General features: G+C 72.5%; 22 protein-coding genes. 9 read left to right on the top strand and 13 right to left on the bottom strand.

Translation table 11 applies throughout. The features are described 5' to 3' along the window. The first annotated feature begins 233 nt into the window (after positions 1 to 233). Both AB0G52_RS22645 and AB0G52_RS22640 read left to right on the top strand, forming a co-directional pair. Positions 234 to 2,546 (top strand): Tat pathway signal sequence domain protein, encoded by a 2,313-nt coding sequence (locus AB0G52_RS22645; RefSeq protein ID WP_207921823.1) that lies wholly within the window; start codon positions 234 to 236, stop codon positions 2,544 to 2,546. Positions 2,547 to 2,581: 35 nt separating this feature from the next. Further along, complete coding sequence (locus AB0G52_RS22640) at positions 2,582 to 4,495, top strand: glycoside hydrolase family 97 protein (RefSeq protein WP_207921819.1); 1,914 nt, start codon at positions 2,582 to 2,584, stop codon at positions 4,493 to 4,495. On the opposite strand, the gene AB0G52_RS22635 is transcribed toward AB0G52_RS22640, so the two are convergent. From AB0G52_RS22635 to AB0G52_RS22595, 9 genes are all read right to left on the bottom strand, one after another. Next, positions 4,486 to 5,400 (bottom strand): squalene/phytoene synthase family protein, encoded by a 915-nt coding sequence (locus AB0G52_RS22635; protein ID WP_132890757.1) that lies wholly within the window; start codon positions 5,398 to 5,400, stop codon positions 4,486 to 4,488. The genes AB0G52_RS22640 and AB0G52_RS22635 overlap by 10 nt on opposite strands. Positions 5,401 to 5,456: 56 nt before the next feature. Next, positions 5,457 to 6,416 (bottom strand): alpha/beta hydrolase, encoded by a 960-nt coding sequence (locus tag AB0G52_RS22630; RefSeq protein ID WP_132890758.1) that lies wholly within the window; start codon positions 6,414 to 6,416, stop codon positions 5,457 to 5,459. A 66-nt stretch (positions 6,417 to 6,482) separates the two neighbouring features. Continuing rightward, a complete protein-coding gene (locus AB0G52_RS22625) occupies positions 6,483 to 8,009 on the bottom strand; it encodes an APC family permease (protein ID WP_132890759.1) in 1,527 nt (508 codons plus the stop codon). A 159-nt stretch (positions 8,010 to 8,168) separates the two neighbouring features. Then, complete coding sequence (locus AB0G52_RS22620) at positions 8,169 to 9,182, bottom strand: SDR family oxidoreductase (RefSeq protein ID WP_132890760.1); 1,014 nt, start codon at positions 9,180 to 9,182, stop codon at positions 8,169 to 8,171. A gap of 54 nt (positions 9,183 to 9,236) precedes the next feature. Further along, positions 9,237 to 10,346, bottom strand: a complete 1,110-nt coding sequence (locus AB0G52_RS22615) for an enolase C-terminal domain-like protein (RefSeq protein ID WP_361338152.1) — start codon at positions 10,344 to 10,346, stop codon at positions 9,237 to 9,239. After that, positions 10,343 to 12,145 carry a thiamine pyrophosphate-requiring protein gene (locus AB0G52_RS22610; RefSeq protein WP_132890762.1) on the bottom strand — a complete coding sequence of 601 codons (1,803 nt, stop codon included), beginning with the start codon at positions 12,143 to 12,145 and terminating at the stop codon, positions 10,343 to 10,345. The genes AB0G52_RS22615 and AB0G52_RS22610 overlap by 4 nt, the downstream gene beginning before the upstream one ends. A gap of 54 nt (positions 12,146 to 12,199) precedes the next feature. After that, a complete protein-coding gene (locus AB0G52_RS22605; protein ID WP_361338149.1) occupies positions 12,200 to 15,253 on the bottom strand; it encodes an FAD-linked oxidase C-terminal domain-containing protein in 3,054 nt (1,017 codons plus the stop codon). Then, positions 15,250 to 15,861 (bottom strand): isochorismatase family cysteine hydrolase, encoded by a 612-nt coding sequence (locus AB0G52_RS22600; protein WP_361338147.1) that lies wholly within the window; start codon positions 15,859 to 15,861, stop codon positions 15,250 to 15,252. The genes AB0G52_RS22605 and AB0G52_RS22600 overlap by 4 nt, the downstream gene beginning before the upstream one ends. 38 nt (positions 15,862 to 15,899) lie before the next feature. After that, positions 15,900 to 16,856: an LLM class F420-dependent oxidoreductase gene (locus AB0G52_RS22595; RefSeq protein WP_361338145.1), complete on the bottom strand. Its 957-nt coding sequence runs from the start codon at positions 16,854 to 16,856 to the stop codon at positions 15,900 to 15,902. A 139-nt stretch (positions 16,857 to 16,995) separates the two neighbouring features. Between AB0G52_RS22595 and AB0G52_RS22590 the strand changes: the two genes are divergently transcribed. From AB0G52_RS22590 to AB0G52_RS22565, 6 genes are all read left to right on the top strand, one after another. After that, the gene (locus AB0G52_RS22590; RefSeq protein ID WP_132890765.1) at positions 16,996 to 17,640 is read left to right on the top strand and encodes a diguanylate cyclase; all 645 of its coding nucleotides are present in this window, start codon (positions 16,996 to 16,998) and stop codon (positions 17,638 to 17,640) included. Then, positions 17,637 to 18,278, top strand: coding sequence for a hypothetical protein (locus tag AB0G52_RS22585; RefSeq protein ID WP_361338143.1), 642 nt, complete (start codon positions 17,637 to 17,639; stop codon positions 18,276 to 18,278). The genes AB0G52_RS22590 and AB0G52_RS22585 overlap by 4 nt, the downstream gene beginning before the upstream one ends. Next, positions 18,278 to 18,520 carry a BON domain-containing protein gene (locus tag AB0G52_RS22580; RefSeq protein WP_361338141.1) on the top strand — a complete coding sequence of 81 codons (243 nt, stop codon included), beginning with the start codon at positions 18,278 to 18,280 and terminating at the stop codon, positions 18,518 to 18,520. Before AB0G52_RS22585 ends, AB0G52_RS22580 begins: the two co-directional genes overlap by 1 nt. Further along, entirely contained in the window at positions 18,517 to 19,302 is a 786-nt protein-coding gene (locus AB0G52_RS22575) for a metallophosphoesterase (protein WP_132890768.1), read from the top strand. Before AB0G52_RS22580 ends, AB0G52_RS22575 begins: the two co-directional genes overlap by 4 nt. A 14-nt stretch (positions 19,303 to 19,316) precedes the next feature. After that, the gene (locus AB0G52_RS22570) at positions 19,317 to 19,736 is read left to right on the top strand and encodes a CBS domain-containing protein (RefSeq protein ID WP_132890769.1); all 420 of its coding nucleotides are present in this window, start codon (positions 19,317 to 19,319) and stop codon (positions 19,734 to 19,736) included. 136 nt (positions 19,737 to 19,872) lie between these two features. Then, the gene (locus tag AB0G52_RS22565; RefSeq protein WP_361338138.1) at positions 19,873 to 21,390 is read left to right on the top strand and encodes a ubiquinol-cytochrome c reductase cytochrome b subunit; all 1,518 of its coding nucleotides are present in this window, start codon (positions 19,873 to 19,875) and stop codon (positions 21,388 to 21,390) included. Here the strand turns inward: AB0G52_RS22565 and AB0G52_RS22560 are convergent. Together AB0G52_RS22560 and ctaD are read right to left on the bottom strand one after the other, a co-directional pair. Next, the gene (locus AB0G52_RS22560) at positions 21,308 to 21,712 is read right to left on the bottom strand and encodes a cytochrome c oxidase subunit 4 (protein WP_132890771.1); all 405 of its coding nucleotides are present in this window, start codon (positions 21,710 to 21,712) and stop codon (positions 21,308 to 21,310) included. The two genes, AB0G52_RS22565 and AB0G52_RS22560, sit on opposite strands and share 83 nt — an antisense overlap. After that, complete coding sequence (ctaD, locus tag AB0G52_RS22555) at positions 21,709 to 23,382, bottom strand: cytochrome c oxidase subunit I (RefSeq protein WP_361338136.1); 1,674 nt, start codon at positions 23,380 to 23,382, stop codon at positions 21,709 to 21,711. Before ctaD ends, AB0G52_RS22560 begins: the two co-directional genes overlap by 4 nt. A 233-nt stretch (positions 23,383 to 23,615) precedes the next feature. On the opposite strand from ctaD, the gene AB0G52_RS22550 reads away from it, so the two are divergent. Then, a complete protein-coding gene (locus AB0G52_RS22550; protein WP_132890773.1) occupies positions 23,616 to 23,984 on the top strand; it encodes a DUF6479 family protein in 369 nt (122 codons plus the stop codon). A gap of 114 nt (positions 23,985 to 24,098) precedes the next feature. Here the strand turns inward: AB0G52_RS22550 and AB0G52_RS22545 are convergent, their stop codons facing one another. Both AB0G52_RS22545 and AB0G52_RS22540 read right to left on the bottom strand, forming a co-directional pair. Continuing rightward, positions 24,099 to 24,980: a glycosyltransferase gene (locus AB0G52_RS22545; protein ID WP_361338134.1), complete on the bottom strand. Its 882-nt coding sequence runs from the start codon at positions 24,978 to 24,980 to the stop codon at positions 24,099 to 24,101. Positions 24,981 to 24,985: 5 nt separating this feature from the next. Beyond that, positions 24,986 to 25,954, bottom strand: a complete 969-nt coding sequence (locus AB0G52_RS22540) for a glycosyltransferase family 9 protein (RefSeq protein WP_361338132.1) — start codon at positions 25,952 to 25,954, stop codon at positions 24,986 to 24,988. Positions 25,955 to 25,956 lie beyond the last annotated feature (2 nt).

Below are 25,956 nucleotides of genomic sequence, written 5' to 3'. Positions count from 1 at the left end.
CGAGCAGCTTGACGTCGCCGCCCGCGGCGCGCGAACGCAGGCAACCTCAATACATCCGATGAGTCAAGGGGGCGAGCAGAAGTCACTGTTGTGAACCCGCAGCTCAAGTCGGCATGAGGAGGACAAGTACTGGAGACAGGCCGACTGTTGGGCTTGTTGACAGGTGTGCATCGCGTCCCTAGGTTCGCGGATACACCCGATGTATCAAGGATCCGTCAGCTCGGAGGACGATGATGACCTCACAGCCGGAGACACGTTCACCGGTGCCCCGCAGAGCCGTGCTCGGCACCGCCCTCGGGGGAGCGGCGGCCGCGGCCCTGCCCGGCGGCCCCGCCCACGCGGCCCCGGCGGAACCGGCCGACGCGCGGGCCGGGCACCCCTGGAAGCTCCGCGACACCATGACCACCGACGAGGCCTGGGACCGGTTCCTGCGCGGCCAGGACCTGCTGTGGAGCAGACTGCCCACCCTCTGGTACGAGGCGCCGTTCCTCGGCGACGGGCTGCTCGGGAGCATGATCTACCAGGAACCGGGCGCCGACCAGATCCGCTTCACCGTGCAGCACGGCCGGGTCCAGGACCACCGGCCGCAGTTCGGCAGCGGCTGGGGCACCGCCCGCCTCCCGGTCGGCCACCTCACCCTCGAACCCGTCGGCACCATCACGGCCGTCGACTGGCGGCTCAGCCTGTGGAACGCCGAACTCACCGGCACCGTCACCACCACCGCCGGCACCCTCACCCTCGCCGCGCTCATCCACGGCGAGGTCCTCGCCGTCCGCGCCACGGCCCACGGCGGCGAACGGGCCACCTGGACCTTCCATCCCGAGGAGGCCGTCAGCCCCCGCAGGATCCAGGAGGCGCCGCCGGCCGGCTACACCGCCAACCCGCCCTGGTCCACGCGGACCACGGCCGACGGCACCGAACAGGTACTCCAGCCGCTCACCGGCGGCGGACAGACGGCCACCTCCTACCGCCGCAGCGGCGACGAACTGCTGCTCAGCGTCGGCCACAGCTTCCCCTCGGACACCGCGGCCGAGGCCGACTCCCGGCGCAACCTGCGCCGCGCCCGGTCGTACGCCGACCTGCGGGGCCGGCACACCCGCTGGTGGCACGCCTTCTACCGGAAGAGCTTCGTGTCGTTCCCGGACCAGCGGCTGCAGAGCTTCCACTGGATCCAGCTCTACAAGGTCGCCTGCGCCAGCCGCGCCGGCGGACCCGTGATGGCCACCTCCGGACCCTGGCTGGAGCCCACCCCGTGGCCCGCCGTCTGGTGGAACCTCAACGTCCAGCTCGAGTACTGGCTGATCCACGCCTTCAACCACCCGGAACTCGACGCCCTCGCCACCACCCTGCGCCAGAACCAGGAACAGCTCACCGCCAACGTGCCCGCCCCCTACCGCACGGACAGCGCCGGCATCGGCCGCAGCTCCGACATGTTCGCGACCCGCGAGGTGGGCGAGCCCGGCACCGGCGCCGAGACCGGCGACCTGACCTGGGCCCTGCACAACGTCTGGCTGTCCTACCGCCACTCCATGGACACGTCCCTGCTGCGCGACACGATCTACCCGGTGCTGCGCCGCACGATCTCCTACTACCTCCACTTCCTCACCCCGGGCAGCGACGGCCGGCTGCACCTCCCGAGCACGCTCTCGCCCGAGTACCCGGTCGTCCCGCCGCAGGACACCAACTACGACCTGGCCCTGATCCGCTGGGGCTGCCGGACCCTCCTCGAATCCGCGGAACTCCTCGGCCTCGACGACGAGCTGGCTCCCCGCTGGCGGGAGGTGCTGGCCAAGCTCACGCCGTACCCGGTCGACGAGAACGGCTTCATGATCGGCGCCGACACCCCGTACGCGCAGTCCCACCGGCACTACTCCCACCTGCTGATGGTCTACCCGCTGTACCTCGTCAACTGGGACCAGCCCGAGAACCGCGACCTGATCACGAGGTCGGTGGCCCGCTGGCACGCGCTGACCGGTGCCCACCGGGGCTACAGCTACACGGGTGCGGCCTCCATGTACGCCATGACCGGCGACGGCGACACCGCGATCGGCTATCTCCGCAGGTTCTTCGACCCCACCACCCGCTACCCGTGCCGCGCCAACACCCACTACACCGAGGCCGGTCCGGTCATCGAGACCCCGCTGTCCGCCTCGCAGTCCCTGCACGACATGTTCTGCCAGAGCTGGGGCGGGACCATCCGGGTCTTCCCGGCCGTGCCGACCGCCTGGGCGGACCTCACCCTGCACAACTTCCGCACCCAGGGCGCCTTCCTGGTCAGCGCCGTGCGGAAGGCGGGGGAGACGCGGTTCGTCCGGGTCCGCAGCCTGGCGGGTGAACCCCTCAGGCTCCGCCACGGCCTGACCGGCCCCCTCACCGCCCTCCTCGACGACGGCACACCGGCCCGCACCCACGACCTCGGTGACGGCACCCTCGCCGTCGACCTGCCCCGCGGCCGCGAGGTCCTCGTGTACTCCGGCGCCCGCCCCGATCTCGTCATCGCCCCCGTCGCCGTCAGCGAACCGGGCGCGGCGTGGGGACTGCCGTAACCACCCACCGGAAGACAGAAGACAGGGGTTCCCCCATGGCTGGTCCCGTCATTCGCGTCGTCCCCGGCAGAAGGACCGTGGTCGCCACGCTCTGCGCCGGTCTCGCGACCGCCCTGCTCACCACCGCGCCCGCCGCCCGGGCCGGACAGCGCCCCCACGCCTGGACCGTGACCGAGTCGGCCCACGCACCCCGCGCCCGGATAGCCCTCGACGACACCACCGGCACCCTCAGCCTCACCGTCACCCGGGACGGCCGTACCGTCATCGAGCCGTCACCCGTCGGCATCGTCACCGAACAGGCCGACCTGTCCCAGGGGCTGCGGTTCCTGCACCGTACGGACCGCACGGTCGACGAGCACTACCGGGCGAAGTCCGGCAAGCGCCTGGACCGCAGGGTGCACATGGACGAGACCCGGCTGTCCTTCGCCACCGCCGCCGGGGCCCGCCTCGACCTCGTCGTCCGCGCCTCCGCCGACGGCGTCGCCTACCGGTACGTCCTGCCCACCGGGTACGGCGACGTCCTCGGTGAGACCTCCGCCTTCGACCTGCCCCCGGACGCGGGCGCCTGGCTCAGCACCTACCGGGTCGACAACGAGGGCCAGTTCAGCCCGTACACCGCCGCGACCGCCCCTACCGGCGCCTACTCCGACCAGGCCCTCTTCGCCACGCCGGGCGGCTACACCCTGCTCGCCGAGTCCGACCTCACCGGCAGCTACTCCGGCGCCCGGCTCGCGCACACCCAGGGCACCGGTACCTACCGGGTCCGGCTCGCCGACGACCGCGTCCACACCGACGGCGCCCTCACCACCCCCTGGCGGGCGATGATCACCGGCGGTCTCGCCACCGTCACCCGGTCCACCTTCACCGACGACCTCGCCGCCGCCTCCAAGGTCCGCGACCCCTCCTGGATCCGCCCCGGCACCGTGCTGTGGACCTGGCTGGCCGGCGGCCGCACGGCGGGCCAGAGCCTCGACGCGCAGAAGGCGTACGTCGACTACGCCGCCGCGCACCACTGGCCGTACGAGGCCGTGGACTCCGGCTGGTACTTCAAGAAGGACGAGTGGGACGTCACCGACCCCGACTGGGCGGCCGACAGCTGGATGCCGCAACTCGTCGACTACGCACGTGCCAGGGGCGTCGGGATCATCGTCTGGATCCACCAGCGCGACCTCGACACCCCCGAGGAGCGCGCCCAGTGGCTGCCGACACTGGAACGCTGGGGCGTCAAGGGCGTCAAGATCGACTTCATGAACTCCGAGGCGCAGTCCATGTTCCAGTGGTACGACGCCGTCCTCGCGGAGACCGCCGCCCACCACCTGATGGTCGACTTCCACGGCGCCACCCTCCCCAAGGGCATCCAGCGCACCTGGCCCCAGGTGATGACCATGGAGGCCGTCGGCGGCGAGGAGAAGCGCACCAACACCGCCGTCCACCTCACCACCCTGCCCTTCACCCGCAACGTGATCGGCTCCATGGACTTCACCCCCGGCGGTTTCCAGCGGGTCGGCCTGCGCCCGGACTCCGACGCCGCCGAGCTCGGGCTCACCGTCGCCTACGAGTCCGGGCTCCAGATGTTCGCGGGCACCCCCGACTCGTACGACCAGCGCCCGCTCGCCCGGGACTTCCTGGACCAGGAGCCCGCCGCCTGGGACGACACCCGGCTGCTGGCCGGCAGCCCGGGACAGGAGGCAGTGCTCGCCCGCCGCAGCGGGGACCGCTGGTTCCTGGGCGGGGTGTACGCGGGCGCCGCGCACACGGCCGAGGTGCCGCTGACGCTCGGAGCCGGCCGCTGGCTGCTGCAGACGGTCAGGGACGGCGCGGACGGGCTCGTGCAGGACCGGCGAGTCCTGCGCGGCGGGCAGGAGCTGACCGTCGACGTGGTGGCGAACGGCGGTTTCGCCGCCCTCGCCTGCCGCTGGCGGCCGGGTGTCACCACCTGCTACCGCTGAGCCCGCACCGCCTCGCGGCGGGCGCCGAGCAGCAGCCGGAGCGTGCCCGCCGTGGACGGCGACGCGGAACCGCGCAGCACCCCGGTGCCGCGGGCCAGGACGGCCTCCGCCGTCATCAGCTCGATCTCGATGAGGGCCCGCACCATCGGCCGGTGGGGTGCCGGCATCAGCGCCAGCACCTCCCGGCCCGACCGGAGATCGGCGCGGGCTCTCGCCACCTCCTGCTCCACGAGGGAGCGCAGACCTGCGGAGACCCGGCCCGCCGCCAGGTCCGCCACCGTGACCGAGAACCGCTTCAGCGTCTCCTCCGGGATGCCCGGATGCCCTTCTCGCAGGTCCTCGGCCAGGTCGTTGACGAAGTCCAGCCGCTGGCTGCCGTCGATGAGCGTGCGGCACCCCACCCGGTACTTCCCGTCGGGGTCGCTTTCCGGTCCCAGCAGACCGGCGATCGGCAGGAAGGCGGGAAGGGAGTAGGCGTCCACGTAGGCCTGGTAGTCGGCCTCCGTCGCGAAGCCGTCGAACGCCAACTCGGCGGCCGCCGTGGTCAGATACGTCTCCACCGTCTCCCGGTGCCGTGGGAACACGGAGACGGTGTGCAGCAGGGTGCGGATCAGCGGATCGTCACTGACCCCCGTTTCCAGCGCGGTGCGCACCCGCTCCTCCCAGGCGGCCCAGGCGGCGGCCCGCCCCGGCTTCGGGCCGGAGTCCAGGAGGACGTCCCCGTGGTGCATCACGGCCGTCGCGGCGATCACATGCGGCAGGACGGCGGGCGGCAGCAGCACCCGGCAGGCCAGGTAGGCACTGCGCCGGTACCGCCGCACCGTCCGCCGCTGGGCGCCGAAGTCCCGGCGCAGCCGCGGTTCCGTGATGCCGGCGGCGGTCAGGGTCTTGTCCCACGCGCTCACCCGGTGATCGTAGAGGCAATCGCGGACCACCCCGCCGCCCGCCCCGAACCGCGGCCTCAGGAAAGGGACTTCAGGAACTCCAGGAGCGCCGCGTTCACCTCGTCCGGGCGCTCCTGCTGGGTCCAGTGCCCGCAGCCCGCGAGCCGCAGCGGCTCGCGCACCAGGTTCGGCATCAACTGCGGCAGGCGGGCGATGAGTTCGGGCGTGCCGGGGAACGCCGGGACGATGTCACGGTCCCCGTAGACGTACAGCGCGGGCGGGGTGACGGCGGCGCCCTGCCAGGGGGCGGTCAGTTCCCAGTTGCGGTCCAGGTTGCGGTACCAGTTCAGGGCGCCGGTGAAGCCCCGCGAGAAGCTCTCGGTGAGCGCGTCGAGGTCGGCCTCGGTGAACCAGTCGGGCAGCGTCTCGGGGTCGGGCAGGTCCGCCAGCCAGCCGCGCTCGGGATCGACGAGCGGTTGCCGGACCTCACCGCCGTGGGCGTCACCGGCCCCCATGGTGAAGAACTTCCGCAGCGTGGTGCGCGGGTCGCGGCCGAACTCGGCGTCCGCGACACCCGGCCGTTCGAAGTAGTTCCAGTAGAAGCGGCCGTCGAACATCTCGTCCATGGCCCGCAGCGGCGGCCGCTCACCCCGGAACGGCGGCGGCACGCTCAGCCCGGCCACCCCGCGCACCAGGTCCGGCCGCAGCAGCGCGGTGTGCCAGGCCACCGGCGCGCCCCAGTCGTGCCCGACCACGAACGCCCGCTCCTCGCCCAGCTCCCGGATCAGCCCGACGACGTCGCCCACCAGGTGGAAGATGCTGTACGCCGCGACGTCCTCGGGGTGGTCGCTGGCGCCGTACCCGCGCTGGTCGGGGGCGACCACCCGGAACCCGGCCGCGGCCAGCGGGCCGAACTGGTGCTGCCAGGAGTGCCAGGACTCGGGGAAGCCGTGCAGGAGCACGACCAGCGGGCCGGAACCCTGCTCGGCGATGTGCAGCCGGATCCCGTTCACGTCGATCATTCGATGCTGGACCATGTGCACGAGCGTACGCGCAATGATCTTCGGGTGGCGCCCCGGCCCGGCCGCGGGGCAGGCCCCGGGTCAGCGGTCTCCCGCCGCCTGCCGGGTGGGCCTGCCCGACGCCCAGAACACCACTCCGAGCAGCATGAACCCGATCAGTGGAACCAGCTCCGTCAGCAGGTACTGCCAGCGTTCGGCGTGGCTCCAGCCGTCCGGTGCGTAGCCGGCGCCGAACCAGTGGTCGCCGAGCCCCGGCGCGACCAGCTGTACGCTCGCGAACAGGATGAGCAGGGTGAGGACCGCGCTGACGAGCCGGGGGAGCGGGCTGCGGTACGGCCGCGGCGTGTCCGGGTACTTCCGGCGCAGCACCGGCAGCGCCGGGAAGATGCCCAGGTAGCTGACGAGGGTGGTGGACACCGCGAGTCCGAGCACGGCGCCGAAGAGCTTGGCCGCGCTGCCGTTGGTCAGCTCGTGCGCCAGGACCAGGACCGCGGTGGAGACGAGCCCGCTGAGGACGTTGACCCGGACGGGGGTGCCGAACCGGCTGGAGATGACGCCGAGGAAGCGGGGGGCCGCGCCGTCGTAGCCGGAGACGGCCAGGGCGCGGTCGGAGCCCATGATCCAGGTGACGCCGGAGGACAGCACGGTGAGGATGAACATGATCGCGGCCAGGTCGCCGAGCACGGAGCCCGCTCCGCTGAGCGTGGCGGTGCCGTCGGCGGCGACATGGCCGCCGTACACCGTGAAGACCTGGCGGAGGGCGTCGACGAACCCGCCGAGACCGGTGATGGCCTTGACCGGCAGGACGAGCAGGATGCCCAGGATCGGCAGCGCGTACAGCAGCACCGACAGGACGGCGCTGCGGAAGATCCCGTAGGGGACGTCCTTCTGCGGGTCCGTCATCTCGTCACCGGCCGTGTTGGGCAGCTCGAAACCGACGTAGTTGAACATCAGCACCGGCACCAGGGCGACGAAGCCCGCGTAGCTCGGCGAGAAGTCGCCCATCCCGAAGCCGTGCAGGCCGTGCCGCACGCCGTACACCACGACCGTCACCGTGAACAGGCCCAGCAGCAGGAACCGGCTCCAGGCGCCGATGGTGGGGATCCACTTGCCGATGTCGAAGGACAGGATCGCGGCGAGCACGCCCACCCAGACGAAGACTAGCGTGAAGGCGTAGAAGGCCGGGGCACTCAGGTCCTTCCCGCCGTTGAAGAAGGTGGTGTACGCGGTGACGGCGGAGACGGCGAGGGTGCCGCCCAGCCACACCGGGTTGGTGATCCAGTACAGGAAGTTGTTGACCGCCCCGGCGAGTCGTCCGAAGGCCCGGCTGGTCCAGATGTAGGGGCCGCCCTCGTCGGGGAAGGCGGCTCCGAGCTCGGCGATCAGCAGCGCCGACGGCACGAAGAACACCACGGCCAGCACGATCAGCCAGGTGAACGCCTCGGCACCGCGGGCGGCCACGGCGCCGATGGTGTCCACGCCGACGATCGTGCACAGCAGGAAGAACAGGATGTCGAAGCGGCCGAAGTGCTTGCGCAGCTTCCGCCGTTCCGCCTGGGCCGCGGCCGTGGTGTCGACCGGGTCGGGAGCGAGAGGGCCAGCGGTCACCGGGGGCTCCAGCGTGCTCGGAGGAGGGGCGGGATTCGGCCAATGATCCGTCGCGCCGCACCACGTCACAAGCGCTCAGGGTCAAGTCTTGACCATCGTTCCGTCCCTCGGTGCTGCCCGAAACCCGCCGGAAACCGCACCGGAACACCGGGCCGCCCGCTACGCGCTCCCGTCGCCCAGCAGCCGCCGGATGCCGCCCACCGCCGCCGCGGTCAGCGCCGCCGTGGTCACGGCCGTCGCCGCGGGATGCCGGGCCAGGGCGGCCTGCACGGAGCGCGGGTGGGACTGCTCGTCGAACGCGCCGTGAGCGCCGTGATCGGTGCCCGGAGCGGCGTCGGCCGGCGCGTAGAGGTTGCCGGAACCGGCCGGCGCGGGCGCGCCCGTCTGCTGGGAGTCGAAGCCGGTCCGCGCCAGGTAGCGGTCGAGCAGGGCCGGCGCCAGCCGGTTGGCCCAGACGGTCGCCGCGGTCGTGGCCCCGATGTAGCGCTGCTTGCGTTCCGGGTGGTCGGCGGCGTACAGGACACCGCGGGCGGCCACCTCGGGCTGGTAGATCGGCGGCACCGGCTGCGCGTGGCGGGGGAGGCGGGTGCGCACCCACGAGAACTGCGGGGTGTTGACGGCCGGCATCTGGGCGACCGTGATGTGCACGTCGCTGCCCTGGTGCAGCAGTTCCACGCGGACCGACGAGGTGAAGCCGTTGATGGCGTGCTTGGCCGCGCAGTAGGCCGACTGGAGCGGGATCGCCCGCTCGCCGAGCGCCGAGCCGACCTGCACGATCGTCCCCCGGTTCCGCGGGAGCATCCGGCCGAGGGCGGTCCGGGTGCCGTTGACGAACCCGAGGTACGTCACCTCTGTCACCCGCCGGTACTCCTGCGGGGTGATCTCGGTGAAGGGCGCGAACACACTGGTGAAGGCGCAGTTGATCCAGACGTCGATGGGGCCGAGGAGCCGTTCCGTGGCGTCGGCGACGGCCTCCAGCTGGGCGGGGTCCGCGGTGTCGGCCCGTTGGATCAGCGGGCGGCCGCCGCGTTCGGTGACCTCCTCGGCGGTCGCCTCCAGCCCGGCCTCACCCCGGGCCACGAGCGCGATGCGCGCACCGCGCTCGGCGAAGAGCCGGGCCGTGGCCCGGCCGATACCGGCGCTTGCTCCGGTGATGACGACGACTTGCGACATGGTCCTTTCCTTCGGTTCGTGAGAGCTTGCGGGGGCCTTCGTGTGCTCCCTCCGTCAGCCGACGCGGTACGGGCGGGCCCGTTCGGCGTCGAGCGTGAGGCCCAGGCCGGGGGACCCGTCCCGGCCCGGGACCAGGGCGCCGCCCTGCGGGTCCGGTGCGCCGTCGAAGAGGAGCCGCTCGATGCGGACGTGGTCGTGGAACCACTCCAGGTGCCGCAGGTTCGGCACCGAGGCCGCCGCGTGCGCGTGGGCGGCGGGTGCGCAGTGCCCCGAGATCTCCAGGCCGTGGCCCAGCGCCAGCGCCGCCACCCGCAGCCAGACGGTGATCCCGCCGCAGCGGGTGACGTCCGCCTGGAGGCAGTCGACGGCCCCGGCGGCGAGCATGTGCCGGAAGTAGGGCAGCGTGTAGCCGTACTCCCCGGCCGTCACGTCGGCCATGACCCGGCCGCGGACGGCGGCGAGCGCGTCGAGGCGGTCGGAGGAGACCGGCTCCTCGAACCAGGTCACGCCCTCCCCGTCCAGCGCCGCCGCCACCCGCACGGCCTGCTTCACGCCGTAGCCGCCGTTGGCGTCCACGTACAGCTCGGCCGCGTCGCCGATGCTCTCGCGGGCCCGGGCCACCCGCGTCAGGTCGCGCGTCTCGTGGCTGCCCCAGGACTCCCCGATCTTGATCTTGACCCGGGGGATGCCCTCCCCGTCCACCCAGCCCCGCAGCTGCCGGTCCTGCCGGTCGGCGTCGTACGTGGTGAAGCCGCCGCTGCCGTACACCGGCACGTCGTCACGGGCGGCGCCCAGCAGCGCCACCAGCGGGAGCCCGAGCAGCCGGGCCTTGGCGTCCCACAGCGCGATGTCGACCGCGGAGATCGCCTCGGCGGCGATCCCCGGCAGCCCGGCGTTGCGCACGGTACGCTGCATGGCCTCGTTGGCACGCGGCACGTCGAGGGAGGGCAGGCCGGTGACCACCCCGGTGAGCAGGTCGTCGACGACCCGCGCGGCCGCTGCCGGGGCGTAGGTGTACCCGAGCCCCGTCACGTCCCCGCAGCGGACGGTGACCAGGACGAGCGTGGTGCTGTCCCAGGCCGCCGTCCCGTCCGCCTCGGGAGCGTCCGTCGGCACGGTGTAGACCGAGGTGTCCACCCGCTCGACGGCAGGGAGGTCGCTCACCTCCGGCCCGCTTCGTGCCGGTGCGGCAGGAACTCCTGCACCTTGGCCTTGAAGCCCTGGCGGACCATCGCGACCCGGTCGCTGTCGCCCTTGAGGACGGCGGCGGCCGCCGCCTCGATCTGGTCGAGGGTGGCGTGCGGCGGGATCGGCGGTACGGCCGGGTCGGTCACGAAGTCCAGCACGCACGGCCGGTCGGCGGCGAGCGCGGCCTCCCACGCGCCCCGCACCCCGCCCGGCTCCTCGATCCGCATGCCGGTCAGGCCCAGCGAGCGGGCGAAGTCGGCGTAGCCGACGTCCGGGAGGGACTGCGAGGGCAGGAACTGCGGTGCGCCCTCCATGGCCCGCATCTCCCAGGTCACCTGGTTCAGGTCCCGGTTGTTGAAGACGGCGACGATCAGCCGCGGGTCCTCCCAGTCCTGCCAGTACTTGGCGATGGTGATCAGCTCGGCCATGCCGTTCATCTGCATCGCCCCGTCCCCGACCAGGGCGATGGCCGGCCGGTTGCCGTGGGCGAACTTGGCGCCGATCGCGTACGGCACGCCCGGCCCCATCGTCGCCAGCGTCCCCGACAGCGAGCCGCGCATCGCTCCGCCCAGCTTCAGGTGCCGGGCGTACCAGTTGGCGGCCGAACCGGAGTCGGAGGAGAGGATGACGTCGTCCGGGAGCAGCTCGCCGAGGGCGTGGGCGACGTACTCGGGGTTGACGGGGTCGGCCGAGACGGCGGCCCGCCGGTCCATCACCTCCCACCAGTCCCGCACGTTGCTCTCGATCGTCTCCCGCCAGGACCGGTCCTCCATCTGGTCCAGCAGCGGCAGCAGCCTGCGCAGCGTCCGGGCGGCGTCCCCGACGAGGTTGACCTCGAAGGGGTAGCGCATCCCGACCATGTGCGGATCGATGTCGATCTGCACCGCCCGCGCGTTCCCGAAGGCCGGCAGGAACTGCGTGTAGGGGAAGGACGAACCGATGACGAGCAGCGTGTCGCAGTCACGCATCATCTCGTACGACGGCCGGGTGCCGAGCAGCCCGATGGAGCCGGTGACGTAGGGCAGGTCGTCGTCGAGGGCGTCCTTGCCGAGCAGCGCCTTCGCGACCCCCGCCCCGAGCCGGTCCGCGACCTCCTTGACCTCCGTGCGGGCGCCGCGCGCGCCCTGCCCGATCAGGATGGCCGTCTTGCCGCCGGAGTTGAGCACGTCGGCGGCCCGCTGGAGGTCGCCGTCGTCGGGGACCGGCGCGTAGTGCGACATGCCGAGGCTGGACGGCACCATCTTGAAGGCGTGCTCGGGCGGCGAGTAGTCGAGTTCCTGCACGTCGGCCGGGATGATCAGGGCGGTCACCGAGCGGCGCGCCATGGCCGTGCGCATGGCCCGGTCCAGGACGTTCGGGAGCTGCTCGGGGACGGTGACCATCTCGCAGAAGTCCGAGGCGACGTCCTTGTACAGGCTGAGCAGGTCGATCTCCTGCTGGTAGGAGCCGCCCATGGCGCTGCGGTTGGTCTGGCCGACGATCGCCACCACCGGGACATGGTCCAGCTTGGCGTCGTACAGGCCGTTGAGGAGGTGGATGGCGCCGGGTCCCGAGGTGGCGGCGCAGACGCCGACCTTGCCGGAGAACTTCGCGTACCCGCAGGCCTCGAAGGCGGACATCTCCTCGTGCCGCGACTGGATGAACCGGGGCTTGTTCTCCGCGCGTCCCCAGGCCGCGAGCAGGCCGTTGATGCCGTCCCCGGGGTAGGCGAAGACGTGGTCCACGTCCCACTCGCGCAGTCGCTGGAGGATGTAGTCGGAGACCTTCGTCGACATGTTCGACAACCTTTCCTGAAGTGGACGTGCGTGCGTCTGCGTGCCTGCGTGTGTCTAGGGGCGGCGCACCTGGCGTGCGGCGCCGAACGCGGCCGCGGCCGCGAGGGTTCCGGCGACGGCGGTGGTCGCCCACCGGGCCGCGCCGGAGGGTTCGGCGGGCCTGCGGGCCAGCCGCTCGGGGTGGTCACTGGGCACGGGGCCGTCGAGGGCGAGGGCCAGTGCCTCCGCGAGGTGCAGGGCCCGGCGCCCGGTGCCGCCCTGCTCGATCTGGGTGCGGCAGCTGAACCCGTCGGCCAGCACCAGACTGTCGGGGGCGGCCCCGCGCACCGCCGGCAGCACCCCCAGCTCACCGACGGCCATCGAGACCTCGTGGTGCCCGCGCTCGAAGCCGAAGTTGCCGGCCAGACCGCAGCAGCCCTCGTCGAGGACGTCCGCGTCCAGATGGGCCCGGCGCATCAGTTCGCGGTCGGCGTCGAACTTCATGATCGCGTGCTGGTGGCAGTGGGTCTGCACGGTCGCCTGCCGGGTCAGGGACGGTGGCTGCCAGCCGTCGGGCGCGTGGTGGACGAGCTGCTCGGCGAAGGTGCGAGTCTGGCCGGCGAGCCGCTGCACGTCCTGGTCGTCGGGCAGCAGCTCGGGGGCGTCGGAGCGGAACACGGCCGTGCAGGACGGCTCAAGGCCGATGACCGGGGTGCCCGCCTCCAGGTAGGGCGCCAGCACCCGCAGGGAGCGGCGCAGCACCTTCTTGGCCACGGCCAGCTGACCGGTCGAGATCCAGGTGAGGCCGCAGCACACGGGGGCCTCGGGCACGGCCACCCGGAACCCGGCGTCCTCCAGGACCCGTACCGCCGACATCGCGACCGAGGGGTGGAAGTGGTTGCTGAAGGTGTCCGGCCACAGGAGCACGGTCGCCGGGTCGGCCGGATCCGGCTGCTCGGTGCCGAGGGCACGCCACCACCGCACGAAGGACCGCTCGGCGAAGACCGGGGGCCGCCGCTGCCCGGCCACCCCGGCGAGGGCCTTGCCCGCCCGGCCGAGCAGCGGCGCGTGCAGCGCGCTGTTCGCCAGTCCGGGAGCGTGTTCGGCGAGCTGCGCCCACAGGGGCAGCCAGCCCATCGAGTAGTGCGCGGCCGGGCGGGGGCGCCCCGCGTAGTGGTGGGCGAGGAACTCCGCCTTGTACGTGGCCATGTCCACGCCGGTCGGGCAGTCCGACTTGCAGCCCTTGCAGGCCAGACAGAGATCCAGCGCGTCCCGGACCTCCGTCGAGCGCCAGCCGTCCTCGACCGCCGAGTCCGGATGCCCGTCGAGCATCTCGAACAGCAGCCGTGACCGCCCGCGCGTGGAGTGCTCCTCCTCGCGGGTGGCCCGGTACGACGGGCACATCACGTCGCCCTTCAGGCTCCGGCAGTTGCCGATGCCGACGCAGCGCAGCACCGCCCGGGTGAAGGAGTGGTCGTCCTCCGGATACCCGAAGTGGGTCTCGTGGGTGTCCGGCCGCCAGGTGGGCCCGAGCCGCAGCTGGCCGTCCACCGGATTCGGGTCGACGACCTTGCCGGGGTTCATCCGGTTGCCCGGGTCGAACAGTGCCTTGAGCTCGCCGAAGGCACCGACCAGCCGCTCCCCGAACATCCGCGTCAGCAGCTCGCCCCGGGACTGTCCGTCGCCGTGCTCGCCCGACAGCGAGCCGTCGTAGGAGACCACCAGGTCGGCGGCCCGTTCCACGAAGCGCCGGAAGTGCGCGACGCCCTCGGCGGTCTTCAGCCCGAACGGGATCCGGGTGTGCACGCACCCCTGCCCGAAGTGCCCGTACAGCGACGGGTGGTCGTAGTCGAACTCCTCGAACAGCTTCCTGAGGTCCCGCAGGTAGTCACCGAGCCGCTCGGGCGGCACCGCCGAGTCCTCCCAGCCCTCCCAGGTCTCCCGGCCGTCCGGCGGCCGCGCGGTCACCCCGAGCCCGGCCTCCCGCGCCTTCAGCATCCTCTGCTCGCGCTGCGGGTCGTCGGAGAAGGCCACCGAGGAGTCCTGCTCCGACCGGCCGAGCGACTTCAGCAGGGCGTGCGCCTGCGCGTCGACCTCCTCCTGGCTGTCCCCGGTGAACTGCACCAGCAGCCAGCTGTCCGCCTCCGGCAGCGCCCGCAGCGATTCCAGGTAGGCGTGCTCCTCGCGCATCAGCTGCGCCATCCGCCCGTCCAGCGCCTCCAGCTGGCCGGGGGAGCAGTGCTCCAGGATCTGCGGCACGTGGTCGGCGGCCTGGCAGATGTCGTCGTAGCCGAGCACCAGCAGCGACTCGTACGACGGCACCGGCACCAGCTCCAGTTCGGCGCGCAGCACGGTCACCAGCGTGCCCTCGCTGCCGACCAGGGCCCTGGCCACGTCGAAGCCGTTCTCCGGGAGCAGCGAGTCGAGGTTGTAGCCGGAGACCCGGCGCGGGATCTTCGGGTAGCCGCGCCGGATGTCCCCCAGGTACTCGGTGACGAGCCGGTCGAGGCCGTCGTACAGCTCGGCCCGCCGGCCGCCCTCGGCGGCGATCCCGGCCCGCTCGGCCTTCGACGTGGGCCCCACCCACATCCGCAGCCCGTCGTAGGTCATCACTTCCAGCCGGCGCACGTTGTCGACCGTCTTGCCGTACGCCTGCGCGGACGCCCCGCACGAGTTGTTGCCGATCATGCCGCCGAGCGCGCAGTGGCTGTGCGTCGACGGCTTCGGGCCGAACATGAGCTTGTGGTCGGCCAGCCGCCGGTTGAGGTCGTCCAGGACGATGCCCGGCTCCACCACGCAGGTACGGGCCTCGGGGTCGACGGAGACCAGCGCGTTGCAGTACTTGCTCCAGTCGATCACCACGGCCTCGTTCGTGGTCTGGCCGGCGAGACTGGTGCCGCCGCCGCGCGACAGCACCGGCACGTCGAAGCGGGCGCACAGCTCGACCGCGTGCGCACCGGCCTCCACGGTGCGGGGCACGACCACGCCGAGCGGGACCTGCCGGTAGTTGGAGCCGTCCGTCGAGTAGGCGCCCCGGCTCCCGGTATCGAAACGGACCTCCGCGTCGGTCCCGGCCCGCAGGGCCGTGACCAGGTCCGCCAAGGACTCTCCGGGAACGCGTGTGCTCATCGCCGACCTCCGGGCTGACGTGGAGTCTCCTCCGGTACGGCCCCCCGGGTACCCAGGAAGTCGACTTCTTTCGCCAGGACAATCCGGGCACCCATGTTGCGCTCCATCATGTCCAGCGCGGCCTCCGCCAGGTGCGGGTGGATCGAGGCGACGGCGTCCTTCGGCACCGTGACCTCCAGATGGCGGATGTGCGCGTCCAGCGCCGAGTACAGGACGCACTGCTCGGTGACCTGGCCGGTGAGCACCACCGTCCCGACGCCCAGCTCCCGCAGCAGGTAGGCCAGCGGGGTCTCGTAGAAGATCGAGTGCCGGGCCTTCACCACGAACAGCGAGTCGTCGTCGGGCCGGATCGGCTCCACCAGTGCGGCGTGCGGCCGGGACAACGCCGTCTCGACCAGTTCACCGTGGTGGGAACGCCAGCGCCCGAAGTTGTCGTTGACGTAGATCACCGGCGCGCCCGCCTCCCGGGCCCGGCCGATCAGGTCCGCCAGCACGGGCACCACCTGCTCCGCGGCGGGCAGCAGCAGCTCCGCGTCCTCGTGCTCGTACGTGTTGATCATGTCGATGACGACGAGCGCACGGCCGTCGTCCGACGCGGTCCCGGGCACGGCGTTCACCACCTTCCCCTGTGCTTACCTCGTGCGTCTCAGCTCCGCAGCCGGGGCAGCACCTCGGTGCGGTAGAAGTCGAAGAAGCCCTGCTGGTCCTTGCCGATCTGGTTGACGTAGACGGTGTCGAACCCCGCGTCGACGAACGCGGACACCGCCTTGACGTGTTCGTCCGGATCGTCGCCGCACGGCACGGAGCCGGCCACCTGCTCCTCGGTGACCAGGTCCATGGCCTGCTCGAAGTGGCGCGGCGTCGGCAGGACCTGCGGGAGCTCGCCGGGCAGCTGCTCGTTGGCCCACAGCCGGTGCGCGGTGCGCACCGCCTCCTGCCGGTCGGAGCCCCAGCACACCTTCATCCCGCCGTACACCGGACTGGTGCCACCGCCCCCGCGCCGGAAGCGCTCCACCAGCGACTCGTCGGGCATCATCGTGATCAGCCCGTCGCCGATCCGCGCGGCCACCTCCGCGGCCTGCGGACCGAACGCCGACACGTCGATCGGCACCGGCTGGTCCGGCACCGTGTACAGCCGGGCGTTCTCCACCGTGTAGTGCTTGCCGTGGTGACTGACCTGCTCCCCGGTGAACAGCCGCCGGATGATCAGCAGGGCCTCCTCCAGCATCTCCAGCCGCACCGGAGCCTCGGGCCACACCGTCCCGAGGATGTGCTCGTTCAGCGCCTCCCCGGTGCCCACGCCCAGCCGGAACCGGCCGCCCAGCTGCACCGCGCTGGTCGCGGCGGCCTGGGCGATCACGGCGGGGTGGGTGCGGATCAGCGGACACGTCACCGCCGTCTCCACGGGCAGCGACACCGCCTGCGACAGCGCGCCGATCACCGACCAGACGAACGGGCTCTGCCCCTGACCGTCGTGCCAGGGGTGGTAGTGGTCCGAGATCCACAGCGACTCGAAACCGGCCTGCTCGGCCATCCGCGCCTGCTCGACGAGTTCCGCCGGGGTGTGCTCCTCGCACGAGAGGAAGTATCCGAAGGCCGCCATCGTCTCTCCTGAACCATGTGTGCTTCTGGGGTCCGCCGCCGAGTACCCGATGACCGACGGGTTGTGCACGGCGTGTCGCACGGATCAGGAGGGGTACCGGGGATGCGGGTCCCCGACGACCGACCTCACGGAGGTTCACATGGCACTGCGCCTGCTGCCCCGGAAGGCCTGGCAGAACTGGCGGCGCTCCGCCGACCTGCGGATCCCGATCCGCTCCACCGACGCGGAGGACGCCAGCAGGCGGTTCCTCCTGTACGGCGTCCTGCCGTTGTGGGTGCTGCCGGGCCTCGCGGACTGGTGGATGCACAGGCGGACCGGCATCGAGCACACCAGCGGCGCCAAGGAGTCCGCGGTCCACGCGCTGATGATGACCGAGGCCGGGGTGCCGGTGCTCATGGGCCTGCTCGCCCGGATCAACCCCCTGGTGCTCACCGTCATGGGCGGCGCGGCACTCGCCCACGGCGCCACCGCCGTCTACGACGTGTCCCTCGCCGTCGGCGAGCGCGAGGTCCGGCCCGTCGAGCAGCACATCCACAGCTTCCTGGAGGTGCTGCCGCTCACCGCCCTGTCGTTCACCGCCTGTCTCCACGCCGACCAGGTCCGCAGGGCCCTGCGGGGCGGACCGCACCCCGACGACTGGCGGCTGCTGCCCAAGGAGCGGCCGCTGCCCGCCGCGTACCTGGCCGCGCTCGCCGCGGTGATCGTCGCCGGTGTCGCCGTGCCGTACGCCGAGGAACTGCGGCGCTGCCTGCGCACCGCGGCGCGCGAAGGGAGCCGTCCATGACAGACGCCCAGGGCGCGCCCGACCTGCGTCTCGCCGCCCCGGACCCCGGGTCGCCCGGGCCGCGCAGGCTGCCGCCCGACCGCAGCCAGGCCATCCTGGAGGCCACCAAACAGGTCGGCGCCATCCTGAAACGCGCGGGCCACAAGTTCGCCCTGGCCGGCAGCGTGGCGGTGTACGCCCACGGCGGCACCGGCACGCTCCAGCACGACACCGATTTCTGCGTGCTGCCCGAGGACGCAGAGGCGGTGGCCGGATCGCTGCGCGAGGCCGGGCTGACCGTGCGGGTGCCGCCGGAGGACTGGCTGGTGAAGACCGTCTGCCTCGACCAGGACGTGGACATCATCTTCGAGCTGGCCCACCAGCCGGTCACCGTCGACCTGCTGGCCCGGGCCGAGGAACTCTCCGTCGACTCGGTGCACATGCCGGTCCTCTCGGCGACCGACCTGCTGGTCAGCCTGAGCACGGCCTTCTCCGAGCACCACTGCGACTTCGGCGCCGTACTGCCGGTGGCCCGCTCGCTGCGCGAGAAGGTCGACTGGCGGGAGGTGCGGCGCCGCTGCGGGGACGAACCGATGCCCGCCGCCTTCCTCTACCTCCTGGAACGCCTGAACGTCATCGACCCAGAACCGGAGCAGTGATGAACCTGCACTACCGCGTCGCCCACGTCGCCGAACGGCTGGCCGAAGGAGACTGCGGTGAGCTGGGGGTACGCGCCGAGATCCGCGGCGACACGGTCCTGCTGACCGGGACGGTCCCCTCGGCCGGCTGCCGCGAGGACATCCTGCGCGTCGCCCGTGAGGAACTCGCCGGCGTGCCGGTGCACTGCGACATCGTCGTCGCGGAGACCACCCCGCCCGACCACCCCGAGGAGCTGACATGACCCGGGTCGCCGCCGTCGGGGACATCCACATGGGCCCCGACAGCCAGGGCACCCTCCGCCCGGCCTTCGACACCCTGCCCGGGTGCGCCGACGTACTCCTGCTCGCCGGGGACCTCACCCGGCACGGCACACCCGAGGAGGCGCGGGTGGTCGCCCGGGAGATCAAGGACCTGGGCGTCCCGGTCGTCGCCGTCCTCGGCAACCACGACCACCACGGAGACCACCCCGACGAGATCACGGCCATCCTGCGGGACGCCGGCGCGCACGTCCTGGAGGGCGAGGCCACCGTCGTGACCCACGGCGGGCTGCGCATCGGCGTCGCCGGTACCAAGGGGTTCGGCGGCGGGTTCGTCGGCCGATGCGCCGGGGAGTTCGGCGAGCCCGTGATGAGGGAGTTCGTACGGTACTCGCGCCGACGAGCCGACGGACTGCGCGCGGCCCTCGAAGAGCTCCGCGGGCGCGACTGCGACGTACGCATCGCACTCACCCACTTCGCCCCCGTGCCGGACACCCTGGCCGGCGAACCCCTGGAGATCTACCCGTTCCTCGGCAGCTACCTGCTCGCGGAGGCCATCGACACGGCGGGCGCCGACCTCGCCGTCCACGGACACGCGCACGCCGGTGCCGAACACGGCATGACCGACGGCGGGGTGACCGTGCGCAACGTCGCCCAGCCCGTCATCGGACGGGCCTTCCACGTCTACTCACTGAACCCGGCGCAGTCCGGGGACGGATCCCGAACCCTGGGTACCCGGTCGCCGACAGACACCGTCGAGCAGTGAGAAGGGGGCCGGTCATGGCCCAGCACGTACGCGACATCATGACCAGCGACCTGGTGACCGTCGAACCGCAGGCCTCGGTCGCCTCCGTGGCCCGGGTGATGCGGGACGAGGACGTCGGCGCGGTCCTGGTCACCGAGGAAGGGCACCTGCGGTGCCTGGTGAGCGACCGCGACCTGGTGGTGCGGGCCTTCGCCGAGGGCGCCGACCCGGACGAGACGACGATCATGCAGGCGGCCAGCACCGACCTGGTCACCGTCACCCCGGACGACAGCCTGGACCAGGCCGTCCGGCTGATGCGCGAGCACGCCGTACGGCGCCTCCCGGTCGTCGAAGGGGACCGCCCCGTGGGCATCCTCGCCCTCGGCGACCTGGCGATCGAACGCGACGAGACGTCCGCCCTCGGCGACATCAGCGCGGCCCGTCCCAACACCTGAGGCCCTGGCCGCCTCAGCCGATCGGGTGCCGCCGCCCGGCCGCGCGAGTGTTTCGCGCCGGCTGGGTACCCGCCCCGCGCCCGTGCCGGGCAAAGGATGAGGCAAGCGCGGCGGCAGCCGTCGGGAGGAGCGTCGGGTGGAGCCTGAGCGAGGCGGGACAGGAGAACGGTTCGCGGAGGCGATCGACGCCCGGCTGCCCCTCGACGACGGGGCGGGGCGACTGCTGCGCAAGGCGTTTCCCGACCACTGGTCGTTCCTGCTGGGCGAGATCGCCCTCTACAGCCTCATCGTCCTGGTGCTGACCGGCGTGTGGCTGACCTTCTTCTTCAAGCCCGAGATGCGGGAGGTCGTGTACCAGGGCCCCTACGTGCCGCTGCGCGGACAGCTCGTCTCGGGGGCCTTCGACTCCACCCTGCACATCAGTTTCGACGTCCGCGGGGGCCTGTTGATGCGGCAGGCCCACCACTGGGCCGCGCTGGTCTTCGTCGCCGCGATCGGCGCGCACCTGCTGCGGATCTTCTTCACCGGCGCCTTCCGCAGGCCCCGCGAGCTGAACTGGGTCATCGGCGTCACGCTGTTCGCACTCACCCTGGCCGAGGGCTTCGCCGGCTACTCCCTCCCGGACGACCTGCTCTCCGGGACCGGATTGCGGATCGCCCAGGGCATCATGCAGTCGATCCCGATCGTCGGCACGTACGTGGGCATGTTCGTCTTCGGCTCGGAATTCCCCGGCCACGACATCATCCCCCGGCTGTACAGCCTGCACATCCTGCTGCTGCCGGGCGCGCTGATCGCCCTGGTCACCGTCCACCTGATCCTCGTCTTCCACCTGAAGCACACCCAGTGGCGGGGACCCGGCCACCAGAACTCCAACGTCGTCGGAAAGCCGCTGTACCCCCAGTTCTCGGCCTCCTCGATCGGCCTGTCCCTCACCGTCGCCGGGCTGCTGGTGGCGCTGGCCGGCGTCGCGCAGGTCAACCCCGTCTGGGTGTACGGCCCCTACCGCCCGGACCAGGCGTCGACCGGCTCCCAGCCGGACTGGTACGTCGGCTTCCTGGAAGGCTCGCTGCGGCTCGTCCCGCCCTGGGAGACGAACATCGCCGGCCACACCCTCATGTGGAACGTCCTGCTGCCCGCCGTCGTCCTGCCGGCGCTGCTGTTCGCCGTCCTGTACGCCTACCCCTTCGTCGAGCAGCGGCTGACGGGGGAGTGGCGGCAGGAGCAGCACTTCAGCGAGCGGCCCAGGGAACGGCCGGTGCGCACCGGTCTCGGCGCGGCCGGCGTCACCTTCTACGGCGTGCTGGTCCTCGCCGGCGGCAACGACGTGGCGGCGCAGACGTTCCGGATCTCGGTGAACGCCCTGACCTGGATCTTCCGGATCGCCCTGGTCGTGGCCCCGGTCCTGGCCTTCTTCGTCGCACGCGGGCTGTGCCGCGCCCTGCTGCATGCCGAACAGGAACGGCTGGTCGAGGGCGAGGAGACCGGACAGGTACGGCAGAACCTCGCCGGCGGCTACGAGGAGGGGCACCGGCCGGTGACGGATTTCCGGCCGGGCGCCCCCCGTCGGCCGATCAGTCCTCCGCCTCCGTCCCCCGGTTCACGTACTGGAACACCAGCCCGGCAACACCCCGAGCCAGAACGCCGAAGCCGATGAGGAACAGCCACAGCCCGAACACCACCCCGGTCGCCGCGACGGCGAACCCGAGCGCGGTGACGATCGGCCAGGGGCTGTGCGGCGGGAAGAACTCCAGGGGCCCTGCGGTGTCCGCGATCTCCGCGTCGGTCCGGTCCTGGGCACGCGGGCCGCGGCGCACGTAGTGGGTGGCGCAGAAGAAGGAGACCACGGCGGCCATCCCGAACGCCACGATCAGCGCCGCCGTCCCCGCCGGGTCGGCGTGCGACCACACCCCGTACAGAGCGGCGGCGGCGCCGAAGAAGACGGCCACGCCGCCGAAGAGCAGGGCCTCGACCTTCACCGCAGACCCTCCTTCTCCGCCTGCCGGACGATCTCCGGGTGGTGCAGGTCGAAGGCGGGCGACTCCGACCGGATCCGGGGCAGCGCCACGAAGTTGTGCCGCGGCGGCGGGCAGCTCGTCGCCCACTCCAGTCCGCGCCCGAACCCCCACGGGTCGTCCTCCTCGACCTGCCTGCCCTTGTGTGCGGTGAGCCAGACGTTGTAGAGGAACGGCAGCGTGGAGACGCCCAGCAGGAACGCGCCCGCCGACGAGAGGGTGTTGAGCAGCGTGAACCCGTCGACAGGCAGGTAGTCGGCGTACCGGCGGGGCATGCCCGCCGCGCCGAGCCAGTGCTGCACCAGGAACGTCAGCTGGAACCCCGGGAAGAGCAGCCAGAAGTGCACCTTGCCCCAGCGCTCGTCGAGCATCTTCCCGGTGAACTTGGGCCACCAGAAGTAGAACCCGGCGAACATCGCGAACACCACCGTCCCGAACAGCACGTAGTGCAGGTGCGCCACGACGAAGTAGGAGTCGGTCACGTGGAAGTCGATCGGCGGCGACGCGAGGAGCACCCCGGTCAGCCCGCCGAGCAGGAACGTCACCAGGAAGCCCATCGCCCACAGCATCGGCGTCTCGAACGAGAGCGAACCGCCGCGCATCGTCCCGATCCACGCGAAGAACTTGATCCCGGTCGGCACCGCGATCAGGAACGACATGAGGGAGAAGAACGGCAGCAGCACCGCCCCGGTCGCGAACATGTGGTGCGCCCACACGACCGCGGACAGCATGGTGATGGAGGTCGTGGCCCCGATCATCGGCAGGTACCCGAACACCGGCTTGCGGGAGAACACCGGGATGATCTCGGTGATGATGCCGAAGAACGGCAACGCCACGATGTACACCTCGGGATGGCCGAAGAACCAGAACAGGTGCTGCCACAGCAGCGCTCCGCCGTTGTGCGCGTCGAAGACGTGCGAGCCGAACTTCCGGTCGCACTCCAGGGCGAGCAGCGCGGCCGTCAGCACCGGGAAGGCAGGCAGCACCAGGATGGACGTGAACAGCACGTTCCAGGTGAACATCGGCATCCGGAACATCGTCATGCCCGGGGCGCGCAGGCACATGATGGTGGCGAGGAAGTTCACCGCGCTGAGCGTCGTGGACACACCCGAGACCACCAGCCCCATCGTCCACAGGTCACCGCCGGCGCCGGGGGTGTAGTAGGCGCTGTTCAGCGGCGCGTAGGCGAACCAGCCGAACGCCGCCGCACCGCCGGGTACCAGGAACCCGGAGACCACGATCAGGCCGCCGAACAGGTACATCCAGTACGACAGCGCGTTGAGCCGGGGGAACGCCAGGTCGGGGGCGCCGATCTGGAGGGGCATGACGGCGTTCGTGAACCCGGCGAACATCGGGGTCGCGAAGAGCAGCATCATGATCGTGCCGTGGATGGTGACGAACTGGTTGTAGGTCTCGTTGCTGAGGAACTGCAGCCCGGGGCGGGCCAGTTCGGCGCGCATGCCGAGCGCCAGCAGGCCCGCGAACAGGAAGAAGCAGAACGCGGTCACCATGTAGAGCCGGCCGATCACCTTGTGGTCGGTCGTGGTGGCCCAGTCCAGCAGGCGCCGCCCCAGGGGTGCCGGGGCGGCGGGAGGGGACGGCTCCTCGTCGACGTGCTGCGACAGTTCGGTCATGGTCCTCCTCAGCCGGGCCGAGCGCGAAAAGCGCCTCGCGGGTGCCCGGCCGGTCGTCCGGGGAAACCGGCACCGGTCCGCGAATGCGGGGTGTCCACCGCGCCACCGGCCGACATGACGGACAGACGGCTTTTGTTCGGTCGTGGCGACGCTACCGTTGCCCCGGCCGATGCCGGGTCCGCCACGCCTCACCCGGGTGGCATTCGATGCCGGGCGCGGGGTACTCGCCGCCCATGCGTACGACACATGAGCAATTGGCCGCCGCCGGTTCGGTGGCGGGGGCGATAGCGATCGTCGTTTGCGGTGTGCTCATCACGGCCGCGTTGGTGGGGGCCGTGCGCCTGGGCATCCGGGTACGGCGCCGGGAGTCCCCGACGCCCCGGCGCGAGGAGCAGCCGACGCTGCCCCCCACGGGACCGGTGCGCGAGGAGCGTGCCATGCGCGAGCCGAACGAGGTGCCCCGGGCGTCGGGTGACGACGACCGCCTCACCCCGCACCAGCTCGGCAACGTCTCCAGCCGCCCCAGCAGTGACCAGACCCGGCCCCGCTGGAGTCCGGGGTCCAGCGGATCCTTCGGCAGCGGGGGCGGCGGCACCAAGTGACGCGCTCCCGGTGACGACCCCTCATGGCGCCCACGGCACCCGCCGCGGGCGCCACGGGTCTGCGCGACGGCCCGGCCGCGTACGGCCGGCGGGGCCGCACGTGGCCGGGGCCGGTCACGCCACTCGCTCCGGGGCGCTCGTGTCCACCAGCCGGGCCGCCCGTTCCACGCGCGTCGGCAGCGGGCGGCGGGCCACGAGCGCCCCGGGCAGCCGCGCCAGGGTCTCGCGCAGCGCCCGCCGGGCGCCCGGCCGGGCGGCGAGCGCGGCGACCGCCAGTCGTGCGGCCGCGCCGACGGCCAACGGCAGCGGCCGGCGCAGCCACAGGGTCAGCACCTCGTTGCGGCGCAGCACGGGACTGCGACCCCGGCGGCCGCCCGGATCCGGATGGTGCCGGGCCGTCAGCGACGGCTCGTAACTGACGCCCCAGCCGCGTGCCGACAGGTCGTAGGCGAGCAACGTCTCCTCCCCGCCGAAGAAGAGCAGCGGGTGGAAGCCACCCGCCCCGAGGAACGCCTCCCGGCGCACCACACACGCACAGGCCAGAAAGCCCAGCACCGGCCGTCCGGGCAGGTCGGGCTCGGCGGGCAGCGGGGAGGCGGCCGGCACCGCGTTGAGCGGGTCCTCGGCACCCTCGGGGCCGACGAGCGTACGGGCGGCCAGCAGACCCAGCCGGGGGTAGGCGTCCAGCAGGTCGGCCGCCCGGCTCAAGGCGCCCGGAACCCACCAGGAGTCGTCGTCGCTGAACGCGACATAGGGCGTGTCGGCGTTCAGCACGGCGAGGTTGCGGCCCAGGGCGCCGGTGTTGCGGCCGGGGCTGAGCACCCGGACGCCGCGGGCACGGCGCTGCACCGCCCGCAGCGCGGTGCGGTCGGAGCCGTTGTCCACGACGACGACCGGGGGCCGCTCCGGCAGGGCGCCGAGCGCGTCGAGGGTGCGCAGGAGACTGGCACACCGGTCGCGGGTGATCACGGCGACGGTGACCCGGCCGTCGGACACGGGCGTCAACTCCTCGGCGGGACGGGGCGGGACGGCAGCAGTGCCAGGGCGGCGGCGACGACCTCGGTGGGCCGGATCAGCAGCAGGCGGGGATCGGGGGCCGTGCCGTGCGGGTCGCCCGGCGGGCCCGGGTGCCACAGCGCCACGTGGCGCGGCACACGCGGCGGGCCCCACAGTTCGGGGGAGACCGGCCCGAAGAGCGTCACGGACGGCGTGCCGTGCGCGACGGCCAGATGGGCGAGGCCCGTGTCGCCGCTGACCACCAGCGCGGCCCCGGCGACCAGGGACGACAGTGCCCCGAAGGGCAGTCCGCCGCCCAGCACGTCCCGCCCGGGGACACCGGCCGGTCCGGCGACCGCCCGCACCAGCGCCTCCTCGCCGGGCCCGCCCGTGACCACCACCCGGTGACCGGCCGCCCGCAGCCGCCGGGCCACCTCGGCGAACCGCCCGGCGGGCCACCGGCGGGCGGCCGCGTCCGCACCGGGGTGCACCACCACCGCGCCCGGCGCGGGGGAGGGGGCCGCCGGCGGCGGGAGACGCAGGTCGGACGGGTCGGCGGCGATGCCGTACGAGCCGAGGAAACGGCACCACCGCTCGCGCTCGTGCTCGTCCGCACGCCACAGCGGCGGCCGTCCCGGGTCGGCGTGGGCGAGCAGCCGGTGCGGCCGCAGGGCGGCCAGGGCGTCGCGGCTCTCGGGGCCGTTGCCGTGCAGGTCGACCGCCAGCCGCGGGCGCGGTCCCGGCCAGTGGGCCAGGGAGGGCACGGCCCGGCCCGGGGCCTCGGCCGGCAGCACCGTGTCGACCGCGCCGGTCGCCAGGGCCGCCTCGGTGAGGGCGGGGGGCAGGGCGAGCACGAGGTGGTGCCCGGGGTGCGCCCGGCGGATGCCGCGCAGCGCCGGGACACCGGTGAGCAGGTCACCGAGCCCCAGCGCCCGCAGCGCCAGCAGGCAGGGCGCGTCGGGGGCGGCGGTCACCG

The sequence above is a fragment of the Streptomyces sp. NPDC021562 genome (assembly GCF_040640875.1).
Taxonomy (GTDB): domain Bacteria; phylum Actinomycetota; class Actinomycetes; order Streptomycetales; family Streptomycetaceae; genus Streptomyces.
Note: the sequence above shows the minus strand (reverse complement) of the source record. Positions and strands in the feature narration are given on the sequence as shown.

Excerpts from the sequence above, each read along its gene's own strand:
- AB0G52_RS22645 (WP_207921823.1), top strand. The coding sequence starts at position 234 with ATGACCTCACAGCCGGAGACACGTTCACCGGTGCCCCGCAGAGCCGTG.
- AB0G52_RS22640 (WP_207921819.1), top strand. The coding sequence starts at position 2,582 with ATGGCTGGTCCCGTCATTCGCGTCGTCCCCGGCAGAAGGACCGTGGTC.
- AB0G52_RS22630 (WP_132890758.1), bottom strand. The coding sequence starts at position 6,416 with ATGGTCCAGCATCGAATGATCGACGTGAACGGGATCCGGCTGCACATC.
- AB0G52_RS22620 (WP_132890760.1), bottom strand. The coding sequence starts at position 9,182 with ATGTCGCAAGTCGTCGTCATCACCGGAGCAAGCGCCGGTATCGGCCGG.
- AB0G52_RS22610 (WP_132890762.1), bottom strand. The coding sequence starts at position 12,145 with ATGTCGACGAAGGTCTCCGACTACATCCTCCAGCGACTGCGCGAGTGG.
- AB0G52_RS22605 (WP_361338149.1), bottom strand. The coding sequence starts at position 15,253 with ATGAGCACACGCGTTCCCGGAGAGTCCTTGGCGGACCTGGTCACGGCC.
- AB0G52_RS22595 (WP_361338145.1), bottom strand. The coding sequence starts at position 16,856 with ATGGCGGCCTTCGGATACTTCCTCTCGTGCGAGGAGCACACCCCGGCG.
- AB0G52_RS22590 (WP_132890765.1), top strand. The coding sequence starts at position 16,996 with ATGGCACTGCGCCTGCTGCCCCGGAAGGCCTGGCAGAACTGGCGGCGC.
- AB0G52_RS22585 (WP_361338143.1), top strand. The coding sequence starts at position 17,637 with ATGACAGACGCCCAGGGCGCGCCCGACCTGCGTCTCGCCGCCCCGGAC.
- AB0G52_RS22580 (WP_361338141.1), top strand. The coding sequence starts at position 18,278 with ATGAACCTGCACTACCGCGTCGCCCACGTCGCCGAACGGCTGGCCGAA.
- AB0G52_RS22575 (WP_132890768.1), top strand. The coding sequence starts at position 18,517 with ATGACCCGGGTCGCCGCCGTCGGGGACATCCACATGGGCCCCGACAGC.
- AB0G52_RS22570 (WP_132890769.1), top strand. The coding sequence starts at position 19,317 with ATGGCCCAGCACGTACGCGACATCATGACCAGCGACCTGGTGACCGTC.
- ctaD (WP_361338136.1), bottom strand. The coding sequence starts at position 23,382 with ATGACCGAACTGTCGCAGCACGTCGACGAGGAGCCGTCCCCTCCCGCC.
- AB0G52_RS22550 (WP_132890773.1), top strand. The coding sequence starts at position 23,616 with ATGCGTACGACACATGAGCAATTGGCCGCCGCCGGTTCGGTGGCGGGG.